This window comes from Paenibacillus chartarius (assembly GCF_042432825.1).
GTDB lineage: Bacteria > Bacillota > Bacilli > Paenibacillales > NBRC-103111 > Gordoniibacillus > Gordoniibacillus chartarius.
In genome coordinates this window covers 84,482-98,344 of sequence record NZ_JBHLWN010000107.1, presented here as the reverse complement: position 1 = coordinate 98,344, position 13,863 = coordinate 84,482, and the positions used below count along the sequence as shown (strand labels likewise).

Sequence of the window (13,863 nt, the reverse complement as noted above, 5' to 3'; positions counted from 1 at the left end):
TGGAACGGGCCGGAACCCGGTTATTTTTTAGTGGATTTGTTCTGGTCCTTAATCGTTTGCACTGCTTTATCCAGCGATGTCTTCACGTCCGCCTGATCGTTCCAGATCGCTCCGATCGCCCCTTCCATCGGCGCCCAGACGTTCGCCATTTCCGGAATGGACGGCATCGGCTGCGATTCTTTGAATTGCTCCAGAAACCCGCTGACGATCGGATCATATTGAATGATCGGGTCTTCGCCGGCCTCTTTGTTCGCGGGAATCGTACCGGTCGTTTTGAAATTGTTCAGCGCATTCTCTTTATCCGTAAGGAACTTCGCAAAGAGCTTTGCCGCGTTCGGATATTTCGTATAGGAGTTTACATAGTAGGCGCGTACCCCCGAGAACGAGACGCTTCTCTTCCCGCCCGGCAGCTGCGGCAGCGGCATGACGCCGAAATTCACTTTGCCTTTAAAGCTGCCGCTGGACCAAGGGCCGTCGATGTTGTAAGCCAATTTGCCTTCCTGGAAAAGCTGCGTCTTCACGTTGTAGGTGGTATCCGCCGTGTTGACGGGAAGAATCGACTTCAAGCCTTGAAAATATTTCATCGCCTGAACGGCTCCGTCGTTATTCAGTCCGATATCCTCCGGGTCCGTCCCGTTCTTGCCGAATACATAACCTCCGTTTGTTCCGATGAAGGCGTAATTGTAATACATGCTCCTATTTTCCCACATGACAGCATAACGGTTCTTCGATTTATCGTTGAACGTTTTAGCGAATTCGGCGATTTGATCCCAGGTCTTGGCCGGCTCCTTCACCAAATCCTTGTTATAGTAAAGCGCATAAGTTTCGATCGATTTCGGATAACCGTACAGGATACCGTTGAAAGTGACCGCTTGAACAGCCGTGTCGAGCATGGTATTGCGGGTGTCCTGCTCGAAGACGTCGTTAGGGAGGATCAGATTGGCGCTGGCCATGTCGCCAAGCCGGTCGTGAGGCACCAGGACGACGTCCGCGGCCAGCTTCGCCGGCCCGTCGTTGGAGAGCCGCTGCGCTTGATTGGGGACCGGCACATGCTCAATTTGAACCGGTACGTTGTACTTCTCCTCGAATTCCTTGACCGCCGGCTTCAGGAAACCGAACTCCACCTCCTCTTCCCAAAGTGTCAGTGACGCCCCGGGCTCGGGCTTCACTTCCGCCGTTACTGCCGCGCCAGATGTCTGTGCAGGCGCTGCAGGCGTCGTTTCCGTATTTGCCGCCGTTCCGGCCTGACTGCCGCCGGCGGACAAATGGCTTACGCTGCAACCGCTTGCAGTTAATACAATCAATGCGGTTAGTGCGCTTCGTGCGAATCGGCTCTTCTTCGTATTCATGGGCACGCCTCCCCGTTCAAAATGAAAGTTCAAGGAAACCGGTTTCCTTGAACTAAAATTAGCATATATTGCCGGTTTGTGCAATCGTTTTCTCAATTCCCGATGTTTCGCGGCTTCTGCAAAGCCGATATAATTAGGGAAAACACTGCTGTATTCCAAGTGAAGGGCTGATTAGTCTTGAAAGTCACGATCAACGATATTGCCCGCGCGGCCGGGGTCGCCAAGTCGACGGTATCCAAGGTGCTCAACGACGCTCCGACCATCTCCGAAGCGACGAAAGAGAAGGTGCGGCAGGTCATCAAGGATCTGCAGTACACGCCCAGCAGCATTGCCACTCAGCTAGCCCGCAGCGCCAGCTTCAACATTGCGTTCATCATAAACATGGATAGGAAGAGCGACTTCTCCAACCCGTTCTTCTTCAGCCTGCTCAGCGGGGCGGAGAGCGTTACGTGCGCACACGGGTACGAGCTGACGATCGCCAATGCCAGCTATGGAGATACGGAGTTACTTAACCGGTACGTATATAGCAAGAAAGCGGACGGTTTGCTGATTCACAGCTCGATCATCTCGCCGGAGCTGGCCGAAGAGCTCAGGAAAACTGAGCTGCCCTATGTCGTGATCGGTCGGCCTGCCGTTCCGAAGGGCACCCTGTGGGTGGATATCGATAATGACGCAGGCAGCGAAATTGCCGTCAGCCATTTGCTCGAACAGGGCTATCGCCGAATCGGCATGTTGACCGGCATGCCCGGGGATCCTATTTCGCAAAACCGGTTGAACGGCTTCAAGCGGGCGATGGCTTCGCGCGGTGTTACCGATGACGCTCTGAAGCTGGTCCGTACCGGTCCGGGGGATGAGGCCAGCGGCGAACGCCTGATGACAGACCTGCTCCAACAAAACGAAAGGCCGGATGCAATCGTTTGCACCAACAACTATTTAGCCTTCGGGGCCCTGCAGGCGCTTGAAAAAGCCGGGCTTTCCGTCCCTGGTTCGTTCGGTGTCGTCGCATTCGATAATTTTCCGATCGCACCTTATATGCGCCCCCCGCTTACGGTCATTCACATGGATACGCATGAGCTCGGAATCATGGCCTCAACGATGCTGCTCGAACGGATCAGGGAGCCTTCCGTCTCCGTAGAGCCGCAAATACTGCTGCCGGAGCTGTTTGTCCGCTCTTCGACCCGCAAAGGATGCGGGAAGGATAACGGGACAATCCTAGGTAGCTAGTGTCTATATTGCCGGTAATAGGGGGTGGAGTATGAGACCGACTAGGAAACACCTGGTGATCGGAATTTGCATGTTTGCCATCATAATTATGATGAGCGGAGCCATTGTAATCGGTACCCCGCACCAATTCGTAAGAATAATCCATCTGCTTCTTGCAATTGCAATTTCAGTGTTTCTTGGGGCATTTATCAGGGAATTGTTTATCCAAAGCAATGATGTAAAAAAGGATAAATGATGAACAGATACGATAGTTGAATGGGATACAACGGCAACCGGCAACCGATAACCGATCGCCTGCCGTTCGCTTACAAATAAAGGAATTTCGTATTTGGGGGCGAATTTACATATGCAAAGTTCTATATCCCCTTAAGAGGGAATTATTCCAAGACAAGTTCAACAAAGGAGCAGCAAATCCATGCCGGAGAACGATTTTCCAAGGAATGACGAGTATAAGCCGGGGTACACGCTGGTTTTTGCAGATGACTTTGATTCGGAAGAGCTGGATCGCAGCAAATGGTTTCCCTTCTATTTGCCGCAATGGAGCAGCCGCGCGAGAACCGCGGCCCATTACCGGTTCGAGGACAGCGAGCTTATCTTGCAAATTACGGAGGACCAAGAGCCCTGGAGTCCCGAATTCGACGGGGGGATCAAGGTCAGCAATCTCCAAACCGGAGTTTATTCCGGTCCGCTCGGCAGCGAATATGGCCAGCACCGGTTTTCCAAAAGCCTCCGTGTCCGTGAATATCAGGCGACAGAGCGGTTGTTTACGCCTCACTACGGCTATGTGGAATTGAGGGCAAAGGGGCTTCATAGCCCGAATAACGTGTGCGCATTTTGGATGATCGGGTTCGAGGACCACCCGGAACGTTCGGCTGAGATCTGCCCGTTCGAGCTGAAGGGCTGGAATGAAGGAGGCGCAACGAAGTCGACAATTGGCTTCGGCCTGCACCCCTTCGGCGATCCGAAGATCAAGGATGAGTTCTTCGAGCGTGAATTCCCTATCGATGCGAGCCGGTTTCACATTTACGCGGTGGACTGGACATCGGAGGGGGTCCGATTTTACATCGATAACGAGCTTATTCACCACTCAAAGCAGTCGCCGGACTATCCCATGCAATTGATGCTGAACATTTATGAAATTCCGCGCCCGGTGAGCGAGGGCGGGCAAGCTCCCGTGTATCCGAGCGAGTTCCGAGTCGATTATATCCGGTGTTATCGGAAAGATTAAGTGAAAGTGTGCTTCCGCACATGTTTCCGTCCAGGAAGCCTGACATGGCTTCCTGGGCTCAAATTCAGCACAAGCTTATTGGCAACCTCCAAGAACATCCGCAAAAATGCTTATTCCCTTCTTAAGGGAATCCCGATTTGGCTGTGCATAGGAGAAGCGAACGTAATGGTTCGTGGAACCGTAGACCCCGCCCGGCACGAAAACAATGCCCCGCTGAATGGCTTTCTCGAGCAGCTCGTTCGCGTCGACCTTCCTCAAGATTTTGCACCAAAGATTTAACCCGCCGTTCGGCACTGTACATTCCAATTGTCCATCAAGCTTTTGTTGGATGGCTTGCACCAGTATATTGCGTTTAAGCAGCAGCTCTTGTTTCAAGCCCTCCCGTGATGCTTTCGCAATAATTCCACTAACGTTTCCCTTAGGCCTATATATCCTTGCGGGTCATTCGGAAACAAATCGGAAAACAATTCACCGCTGGCGAAATCAATCATATTCGGATTGTTGCGGATTTCCTCCCGAATTCGGCGGATCAAAGGCATGTAGGCTTCATCCATTTATATAAGTTTATGATATAATTCGGTTTATGAAACCTAATGATTATTCCAACGATATCAATATCGCCGATTTTGCTATGGCCTTCGAGGAACTGACGAGGATTATTATTCGGCTGCCATCTATTGAGAAGCTAAGTTTTACCACCCTTTCCGTGCTTCATACCTTATCCCGCAAGAGTCCTATGCGGTTAACGGAACTAACGGCCACGGAACAAATAACGCAATCGGCAATGACGCAGCTGGTTACCCGTCTTGAACGTGACGGGCTGGTTGAACGCCGCCCGGATCCGAGTGACGGGCGGGTAGTTCTCGTGCATATCACCGGGGAGGGGACGAAAGTCATTGAATCACGCCGCTCGGAGCGCGTGGCTCAGCTTTCAACATTGTTCGAAGGACTTACGAAGGAGGAGAAAACGGCGATTGCAGCCGCAATCCCTGCACTGAGGCATCTGGCCGAAGTTGGAAATCAAAGCTAGATAAGGGAGTTCGTTTGACATCAGAATATCTTTCGTCCAAGGCAAGAAGTGTTGCTTCTTGCCTTGGGGATAGACTATGCAGCCATCTGCGCCTATTTATATTAGAAATTTATATTAGACAATTATATTAATTAATTATATAATTTCCTTAACCTGTTTTTATTAAGGGAGGAATATTCATGGCAACCGCTCCATTCCCGCTTGAACCCCGGCCGATTTTCGTACCGGATGAGGTGCTCGTCGATCTGCGACATCGGCTCCAATCTACCAGATGGCCTCTTGACGCCGGCAATGAGGACTGGTTTTACGGCGTGAATCGAAACTATCTCGAAGGCTTGGTCGATGAATGGATCAACGATTTCGATTGGCGTAAAGCTGAACAAGCAATCAACGCCTACGAACATTATCACGTGGAGGTTAGCGGTGTCCCTGTGCACTTCATGTATAAGCCTGGCAAGGGCCCAAGCCCAATCCCCCTGATCCTGTCCCACGGCTGGCCGTGGACCTTCTGGCACTGGTCGAAGGTGATCGATCCGCTGGCCGATCCCGCGGCCTTCGGAGGCGACCCAACCGAAGCCTTTGATGTTATTGTACCGTCACTTCCGGGCTTCGGCTTCTCTTCGCCGCTTCCTAACCACCCTGACATGAATTTTTGGAAGATCGCCGATCTATGGCACACGCTCATGACGGATATTCTCGGCTATCCGAAATATGCCGCGGCAGGCTGCGATGTCGGGGCGCTCGTTACCGGTCAATTAGGACATAAGTATCCCGATGAACTGTACGCCATTCATATCGGTTCCGCACAAAAGCTGAATTTGTTCAATGGGGAGCGCGCTTGGGATCTCACCGGCGGACGCCCTCTTCCGGACAATCTGCCCGAGCATATCCGAACGAAAATTATCGAACTCGACCGCCGGTTTGCCTCGCATCTCGCCGTGCACACCCTCGATCCCGGCACCCTTGCCTACGGGCTGAGCGACTCTCCAGTCGGCATGCTGGCGTGGATATTGGAACGCTGGGCCAGATGGAGCGATAATAACGGCAATATCGAGCATGTTTTCTCAAAGAACGACCTCTTGACACATGCGACCATCTACTGGGTTACGAACACCATCGAAACCTCCATGCGCGTTTACGCCAACAATAATCGCTATCCATGGACTCCCGTACATGACCGCTCGCCAGTGATCGAGGCGCCAACCGGCATCACGTTCGTCGGCTATGAAAATCCGCCGGGCGTCACGACTGACGCTCGCGTGCAGCATTTTCTGGAGAGCGATCGGGCAGCTTGGTACAACCATGTCAACATCACGGCACATGAACAGGGCGGACATTTCATTCCATGGGAAATTCCGGATGAATGGGTGGGGGACCTGCGCCGCACTTTTCGCGGATACCGATGAAACCTATGGCTCGCCCCCTCTTTGGGCGATTGCCATACGAACCTCTAATAGCAACAACACAAACCAGGCGCAGCTATTACGCATGTATATAGCGGCGTCTTCTTTTTGTTTCATTTAAGAACTTTCCTAATCACTTCTGATCCAATAGTGAACGCAACCGTAAACTTGAAATGATCATGAACGAACTGAAATATGCTATAATTATGAACACAATACACATTCACGTTATTCAAGGGGCAAATTACATGTTTGCTATAGAACGTCAAAACAAAATTAAGGAACTGCTATTTCAACATAAAAGGGTAGATGTCGTTGAGCTCAGCGATATGTTTTCGGTGACTGACGTAACGATACGGCGGGATCTCGACAAGCTTGAGCAGCAGGGCTTTCTTGTGAAGACCTATGGCGGCGCTGTGCTGAACGAAAAATTGACCGCGGCGGTGCCAAGTATTGCCGAGAATGACGATCAGTACGCTGACAGTAAGGCGATGATCGGTAAGATCGCCGCTCAAATGATCGAAGATGGGGACGCCATATATTTAAGTCCGGGATCAACCTGTTTGGAAATTGCGAAAAATATTAAGCAGCGGTCGTTGACCGTGCTGACCAACGATCTTTCCATTGCTTACGAATTGAAGGATAGTATCGGACTGAAAACCATTTTACTTGGAGGAGATTTGGTACCGTCAACAACGATCCTGGTCGGCGGGCTTACCTTACAGATGTTGAAAGGAATTTATTTGAGCAAAGCGTTCATTGGCGTTAAAGGCGCACATATGGATGCCGGATATACGCTTAGCAATTATGAAGAAGCTCAAGTGCTTCAAGAAGTATCCAGAATTTCAACCGAAATCATCGTTACGGCCGACTACAGCAAGTTTGGAAACAAAGGCTTTGCGCGGCTCGGTGACTTGACGATGGCGAAGAAAGTGATTTCCAATAAGCAAATTCCCAATGATTATAAAAAATATTATTTCGAGAAGGCAATCAAACTGTATACAGCCTTTGAGTTCGAATAACACCCTCGCTCTTAGTAAAAAGACAGATGGTTTGAAAGAAAAGGGGGAAATCGGGTGTCCGGTTACTTACAAATGAAAGGGATTACAAAACGGTTTCACGATAACGTTGTGCTCAGCGGCATTAATTTCAGCGCGGATGCCGGTCAGGTGCACGCACTTGTCGGTGAGAATGGAGCGGGCAAGTCGACGCTCATGAAGGTACTGGCAGGTCTGTATCAGCCGGATGAAGGAGAAATTCAAATCGGGGGACAGGTGGTGTCGATTGCGAACCCGAAGCACTCGCAAGAGCTCGGAATTGCTATGATATATCAAGAGATTCGCCTGTTTCAGGATTTGGACATCGCTGAAAACGTCTTCATCCGCCGGGAGCCGCTCAAAAGCTGGAACCTGTTAATCGATTGGAACAAAGCATACCGTGAAACACGCAAATATTTGCTGGAGTTCGGCTTGGATATTCATGTGAAGACGCCGGTAAAGGCGCTGAGCTCCGGTCAGCAGAAGCTGGTTGAAATTATTAAAGCGGTTTCGCAAGACGCAAAGATCATTATTATGGATGAGCCGACTGCAGCGCTTACCGAAACGGAGATTGCAACGTTGTTTAAGGTCGTACGAGATCTCAAACGGCGTGGAGTTACGATCATTTATATTTCTCACCGGATTGAAGAAATAATTCAAATCGCCGATCAAGTGACCGTTCTGCGCGAGGGAGAGGTCGTGCAGGTCAGCAATGTGAACTCGGTGGATTTGACGAATATCGTGAAAATGATGGCGGGGAAGGAGCTGGAGGACCGCTACCCGAAGCTGAAGGTGAAGCCCGGGAAGGAATTGCTGCGTATCGAGAGTTTATCGTACTTAGGGCGAATCCGAAACATTAACCTCGAAGTAAGACGCGGGGAAATCATCGGCCTAACGGGCCTAAGCGGTTCCGGCCGGCGAACGCTCGCGAAGGTGTTGTTTGGCATCAACGGGCCTTACGAAGGCAAAATTATCATGAAAGGGAAAGAGTTTCGTTCGATTACGCCGCATATTGCAATGAAGCATGGGCTTTGCTACGTGACCGGCATTCATGCGGAGGAAGGCTTCTTGACGAACACTTCGATTACGGAAAATATTACGTTAACGAGTCTCCGCAGAGTGTCCCGCTTCGGCTTCTTGAACAAGCGGCAAGAAATGAAGGCTGCGCAGGATATGATCGAACGCTTGGAGATTAAAGCAGGCGAACAGGAGCTCGTCGATAATTTGAGCGGCGGGAAACAGAAGAAGGTTATGTTCGCCAAATGGTTGTTTGCTAACGCTCAGGTCCTTATTATCGATGAGCCGACAGCCGGAATCGATATTAGCTCTAAGCTGGATATTTACAATATGATCAATGAATTGGTGCTGTCGGGTGCATCCGTAATTATGATCTCCTCCGATATTTCCGAAATACTCGGGATGTCGGACAGGATTGCCGTGATGTATGACGGGGAGATTCGAAGGATATTTGAACGGAGCGAAGCGACACAAGAAAACATCCTATACTTTGCCTCCGGCGGGAAATGAACAATAAACGAACAAGAATAAAATTAAATGATCATAAAAACACAGAAGATGTATTGTCTTTTGTGTTTTTTATGTTATATTAGTCATCAGAGAGGAAATGAATAGAACTTCAGGATAGGTAGAGGGGGTACGGCAATGAGTGAATTCGTTCTTGAATTGAGAGCGATTACAAAAGTCTTTCCTGGCGTCAAGGCACTGGACCAAGTGCATTTTCAGTTAAAAGCAGGCGAGATTCATGCACTGATGGGCGAGAACGGGGCAGGCAAGTCGACCTTTATCAAGGTAATCACCGGTGTTCATCGGCCGGATGAAGGCGAGATGTATGTAAACGGTACCAAAGTTGATTTTAGAAATCCGAACGATGCGAAGAAGTATGGCATTGCTGCAATTTACCAGCATGTTACCTGCTATCCGGACTTAAGCGTGACGGAAAATATTTTTATGGGTCAGGAAAAAATAAATCCGGCAACGAAACGCATATTGTGGAAGGAAATGCATGAAGAGGCTCAACGGCTGCTGAACCAATTAGGCGCAAACTTCGGGCCCAAGACACAGATGGGTTCCTTGAGTGTGGCGCAGCAGCAAATTGTGGAAATCGCGAAAGCGCTTTCCTCGGAAGCGAAAATTATTATCATGGATGAACCGACAGCGGCCTTAACCAAACGTGAAAGTGAAGAGTTATACCTGATCGCGGAGCAGCTGCGGGATAACGGTGTTGCCATCATCTTCATCTCTCACCGCTTCGAGGACATGTATAGATTGGCAAGCCGAGTGACGGTTTTCCGGGATTCAAGATACATAGGAACGTGGGGAGTGCGCGAAATTTCTACGGAAGCGCTGATCGTGGCCATGGTCGGCAGGGAAGTGACGCAGCTATACCCAAAGAAAGAAGCGGTCATTGGAGAAGAGCTGCTTCGAGTCGAAGGTCTGGGACAGACGGGGCACTTTGCCGATATCTCGTTTCGATTGCGTAAGGGTGAAATTCTTGGGTTGACTGGGCTTGTAGGGGCGGGACGGACCGAGGTGTGCAATGCGCTGTACGGGATCACGCAGGCGGACCGGGGAAGCATTTTCGTCCGTGGAACCCGGAGGCAGATCCGCAGTCCGCAGGATGCGCTCAAGCTGGGGATCGGCCTGCTGCCCGAGGACCGTCAGAAGCAGGGACTGGTGCTGCAGTGGGAAATCGGGCGCAATATTACGCTGCCCACGCTTGATAAATTTTCGAGCAAGGGCTGGCTGAACGAATCCAAGGAACGGGAAGTATCGAAAACGCTTGCGGAGAAAGTAAGGGTGAAGGCAAAGGGGATTTACGATCTGGCTAGCTCGTTGTCGGGCGGCAATCAGCAGAAGATCGTATTCGCCAAGCTGCTGATGGCGGACCTGAATATTTTGATTCTGGATGAGCCGACCAAAGGCGTCGATGTTGGGGCCAAATATGCTATCTATGAAATCATTTGCGAGCTGGCTAAGCAGGGATACGGCATAATCCTGATCTCCTCCGATATGCCTGAGGTCATCGGCATGAGCGACCGCATCGTCGTCATGCGGGAAGGGCGGGTAACGGCTGAATTCGATAAGCGTGAGGTTACGCAAGAGGCGATACTGGACGCATCGATGAACGACAGCAGTGCCGGGTTAGTCGCTGCCGGAGTCGCCAACTAACAAGAGGTGGGGGTACACATGAGCAGTATTGCCAAATTTCGGGAACTCGGGTTACTCGTATTTATTATCGTATTGTCTGTCTTCGTACAGATCGCCAATCCAAGCTTTCTCTCGCTGGAGAACATCAGCGACTTGTTGACGAATACCGCGATTCTTAGCATTCTCAGCGTCGGAATGATGCTCGTTATCGTTACGCGAGGAATCGATTTATCGATCGGTGCGTCACTGGCGTTCTCCGGGATGGTTGTTGCCCTCATGGTTAGCGCGAATCCCGGGCTTCATCCGTTGATAGCCATTGTAGTCGGTATTGCGGTCGGAATTGCTTGCGGTATGCTGAACGGATTTTTCATCGCCAAAACCAGCGTGCTCCCGATTATCGCCACGCTGGGCATGATGAACGTGCTGCGCGGGCTAACCTTCATGATCAGCGGCGGCAAGTGGGTCAGCGCGCACCAGATGCCCGATAGCTTTACAGCGATTGCAACGAGCTCCGTGTTCGGCATCAATTCATTGATTATTGTCGCTGTTATCATTTATATCATTTTCTACTATTTCATTAATCACACCAGAACAGGCAGACAAATTTATGCGGTCGGAAGCAACCCGGATTCGGCAAAAATCAGCGGGATCAACAATGACAAGATTCTGTGGATGGTGTACTCGATCATGGGCGGCTTGGCCGGATTGTCCGGTGTTCTGTGGGTATCCAAATTCGCTTCGGCCCAAGGCGACACAGCCTCCGGCTATGAGCTTAGCGTCATTGCTGCCTGCGTACTCGGCGGGGTGAGCATTGCGGGAGGCTCGGGAAAGATGTCGAGCATCATCCTCGGCTCGGTGCTGCTCGGCATCCTGAACAATGCGCTGCCGCTCATCAACGTATCGCCGTTCTGGCAAATGGCTATTCAAGGCTCCATTATTTTAGTGGCGGTCCTCTTGAATGCCATGGTGAAGCGCGGCGTGGACCGCAGTCACTTGATGAGGAGGAAAATCTAATCATGGACCCTATGCTCAGAACCTTGGAGACGAAACGTCCCTTCAATCTAAAAAGCTTTTTCTTTCAGTGGGAATGGCTGCTCGTTGTCTTCTTCATCTTGATCAACATTATGAACATCAATTTATCACCTTACTATTTAAATGCGGATAACCTTCGCGACGCAACGATGAGCTTTCTTGATAAGGCGTTTATCGTGCTGCCCATGGTATTCGTCATCATTTTAGGGGAGATTGACATTTCGGTCGGCTCGATCGTAGCTCTTTCCTCGGTTATGATGGCCGATCTATACAGTATGGGCGTACCGATGCCGCTCGCCATGCTATGCTGTCTCTTGGTCGGAACGATTTGCGGGATGATCAACGGACTTTTAATCGTCAAATTCAAAGAGCTTTCCTCGGTTATCATTACACTCGCTACCATGATTATTTTCCGTGGGATCGCTTACATCATTCTGGAGGACCAGGCGAAGGGGCAGTTCCCGGAGTGGTTCAGCTTCTTCGGCTGGGAGTATGTAGGCGGAGTGCCGTTTATCCTGATCGCCTTCATTTTCTTTGCTATCATCTACGGATTGCTGCTGCATAAGACGACGTTCGGCCGGCGCGTTTACGCGATGGGCAACAACTTGACTGCGGCCCGATTCTCCGGGATCCAGGTCGACAAAATCAAAATCATTGTATTTACGCTGACAGGGCTTATGGCGGGGATAACAGCTATCTTCTTGACCTCCCGGATGGGAAGCACGAGACCGAACGTGGCAACCGGCTACGAGCTTGACGTTATCGCCATGGTGGTGCTCGGCGGGATCAGTACCGCAGGCGGCAAAGGCCGCATGATCGGAGCGATTATCGCCGTCTTCCTGATCGGCATGCTCAGCTACGGATTAGGTCTTGTTAACGTTCCGGCACAGGTTTTGCTGATCATCATTGGTCTCTTGCTCATTGTTGCTGTTATTTTATCGAAGCTAAAGCTTGGAAAGCGAAAAGCGTTAAAGCAATAACCTTCGTTATAAGTCATAGTAAGCCGGCATGCTTAGGAACCTGCAGGCCAAGTCGGCCGGCGGCAAATGATTTATATATAACCGATGCATGTATAAAAAGGGAGGACTATCAGATGAAAAGAATGATTGGAGCATGTCTTACTGTGGTTATGTCGATGTCGCTGCTCGCTGCTTGCGGCCAAAGCGCACCTACCGGAGCTGCCGGTACGAATAATGCAGCTGCCCCCGGCAAAGCGGCCGACGCCGGTGCGGCCAGTAAGAAGCATGCCATTATTTTCAAGAATGCGGGCAATCCTTATGGAGAGAAAATGATGGAAGGCTTTAAGACCGCGATTACGGAGCTGGGGGGCGAGCCGATTCTGAAGGCGCCCGATCAGCCGACTGCCGAAGCGCAAATTAAAATGATTGAAGAGCTGATCTCCCAGAAGGTCGCTTCCATCGCCATTGCAGGTAACGACCCGGATGCGCTGCAGCCGGCCTTGAAAAAAGCGATGAATGCAGGCATTAAGGTTCTCTCCCTCGACTCCGCAGTCAATGCACAAAGCCGAATTGTGCATGTTAACCAAGCGGATCCGGAGCGAATCGGAAAAGTTCAGGTTCAAGCCATCTCCGAGATGATTGGCGGCAGCGGCGAAATCGCCGTGCTTAGCGCCACTTCGCAAGCTACGAACCAGAATGCGTGGATCGAAGTCATGAAGAAGGAATTGACTGACCCGAAGTACAAAGACATTAAGCTTGTGAAAGTGGCTTACGGCGACGATCTTCGCGATAAGAGCGTATCCGAAACTGAAGCTCTGTTGAAGGCTTATCCGAACCTTAAGGGCATTATTGCTCCAACAACGGTCGGTATCGCGGCTGCCGGCAAAGTGCTGACGGACAAAGGCCTGAAGGGCAAAGTACAATTGACCGGCCTCGGCCTTCCGAGCGAGATGGCGGCTTATATTGAGAGCGGCGTAAGCCAGTGGATGTACCTGTGGAATCCAATTGATGTGGGCTACCTGGCCGGCTATACTGCTGACGCTTTAGTGAAGGGCACACTGACAGGCAAAGTCGGCGACAAATTCAAGGCCGGCCGTCTCGGAGACAAGGAAGTCGTCAAGGACGGACAAGGTACGCAAATTATGCTGGGCGATCCGTTCAAGTTCGATGCATCCAATATTGCCGAGTGGAAGAAAGTGTACTAATATCATATTCTATTATTGATTTGTGTCCCTAGCGGCTAAACCGCTAGGGATTTTTTTTATAATTGGGCGCGGATAAACCAAACGAAAGGCAACAAAGCACAGACAAAGGGGCCTGTCTCGGATGTCATCACAGATTGAATCTCTTAATCAGATTAAAAATCTCCTCTTTATTGGCGAAGATATTTCGATGATTGGAATGTTCCGCCGTGGTATAACTATTTTCGGGGA

The 13,863-nt window shown here is 50.6% G+C and carries 12 protein-coding genes; 10 read left to right on the top strand and 2 right to left on the bottom strand.

Annotated elements, in window-relative coordinates; translation table 11 throughout:
* Positions 1-20 precede the first annotated feature (20 nt).
* On the bottom strand, positions 21-1,349 hold the full coding sequence (locus ACFFK0_RS26950; RefSeq protein WP_377473817.1) for a sugar ABC transporter substrate-binding protein: 1,329 nt from the start codon (positions 1,347-1,349) through the stop codon (positions 21-23).
* A 177-nt stretch (positions 1,350-1,526) separates the two neighbouring features.
* Between ACFFK0_RS26950 and ACFFK0_RS26945 the strand changes: the two genes are divergently transcribed.
* Both ACFFK0_RS26945 and ACFFK0_RS26940 read left to right on the top strand, forming a co-directional pair.
* Positions 1,527-2,573 carry a LacI family DNA-binding transcriptional regulator gene (locus ACFFK0_RS26945; RefSeq protein ID WP_377473815.1) on the top strand — a complete coding sequence of 349 codons (1,047 nt, stop codon included), beginning with the start codon at positions 1,527-1,529 and terminating at the stop codon, positions 2,571-2,573.
* A 415-nt stretch (positions 2,574-2,988) separates the two neighbouring features.
* Positions 2,989-3,801, top strand: a complete 813-nt coding sequence (locus ACFFK0_RS26940; RefSeq protein ID WP_377473813.1) for a glycoside hydrolase family 16 protein — start codon at positions 2,989-2,991, stop codon at positions 3,799-3,801.
* A 75-nt stretch (positions 3,802-3,876) separates the two neighbouring features.
* Here ACFFK0_RS26940 and ACFFK0_RS26935 read toward each other — a convergent pair whose 3' ends face one another.
* Positions 3,877-4,176 carry an aminotransferase class I/II-fold pyridoxal phosphate-dependent enzyme gene (locus ACFFK0_RS26935; protein WP_377473811.1) on the bottom strand — a complete coding sequence of 100 codons (300 nt, stop codon included), beginning with the start codon at positions 4,174-4,176 and terminating at the stop codon, positions 3,877-3,879.
* Between the two features lie 208 nt (positions 4,177-4,384).
* Between ACFFK0_RS26935 and ACFFK0_RS26930 the strand changes: the two genes are divergently transcribed.
* The 8 genes from ACFFK0_RS26930 to rhaS all read left to right on the top strand — a co-directional run bounded on the left by ACFFK0_RS26930 (position 4,385) and on the right by rhaS (position 13,635).
* Positions 4,385-4,831, top strand: a complete 447-nt coding sequence (locus tag ACFFK0_RS26930) for a MarR family winged helix-turn-helix transcriptional regulator (protein ID WP_377473809.1) — start codon at positions 4,385-4,387, stop codon at positions 4,829-4,831.
* A 179-nt stretch (positions 4,832-5,010) separates the two neighbouring features.
* Positions 5,011-6,237 carry an epoxide hydrolase family protein gene (locus ACFFK0_RS26925; protein WP_377473807.1) on the top strand — a complete coding sequence of 409 codons (1,227 nt, stop codon included), beginning with the start codon at positions 5,011-5,013 and terminating at the stop codon, positions 6,235-6,237.
* A gap of 176 nt (positions 6,238-6,413) precedes the next feature.
* Positions 6,414-7,256, top strand: a complete 843-nt coding sequence (locus ACFFK0_RS26920; protein WP_377473805.1) for a DeoR/GlpR family DNA-binding transcription regulator — start codon at positions 6,414-6,416, stop codon at positions 7,254-7,256.
* Between the two features lie 54 nt (positions 7,257-7,310).
* Positions 7,311-8,798: a sugar ABC transporter ATP-binding protein gene (locus tag ACFFK0_RS26915; RefSeq protein WP_377473803.1), complete on the top strand. Its 1,488-nt coding sequence runs from the start codon at positions 7,311-7,313 to the stop codon at positions 8,796-8,798.
* A gap of 135 nt (positions 8,799-8,933) precedes the next feature.
* Positions 8,934-10,460, top strand: coding sequence for a sugar ABC transporter ATP-binding protein (locus ACFFK0_RS26910; protein WP_377473801.1), 1,527 nt, complete (start codon positions 8,934-8,936; stop codon positions 10,458-10,460).
* A gap of 18 nt (positions 10,461-10,478) precedes the next feature.
* Positions 10,479-11,453, top strand: coding sequence for an ABC transporter permease (locus tag ACFFK0_RS26905; RefSeq protein ID WP_377473798.1), 975 nt, complete (start codon positions 10,479-10,481; stop codon positions 11,451-11,453).
* A gap of 2 nt (positions 11,454-11,455) precedes the next feature.
* Positions 11,456-12,451 (top strand): ABC transporter permease, encoded by a 996-nt coding sequence (locus ACFFK0_RS26900; RefSeq protein WP_377473796.1) that lies wholly within the window; start codon positions 11,456-11,458, stop codon positions 12,449-12,451.
* 113 nt (positions 12,452-12,564) lie between these two features.
* Positions 12,565-13,635: a rhamnose ABC transporter substrate-binding protein gene (rhaS, locus tag ACFFK0_RS26895; RefSeq protein ID WP_377473793.1), complete on the top strand. Its 1,071-nt coding sequence runs from the start codon at positions 12,565-12,567 to the stop codon at positions 13,633-13,635.
* Positions 13,636-13,863: the final 228 nt, after the last annotated feature.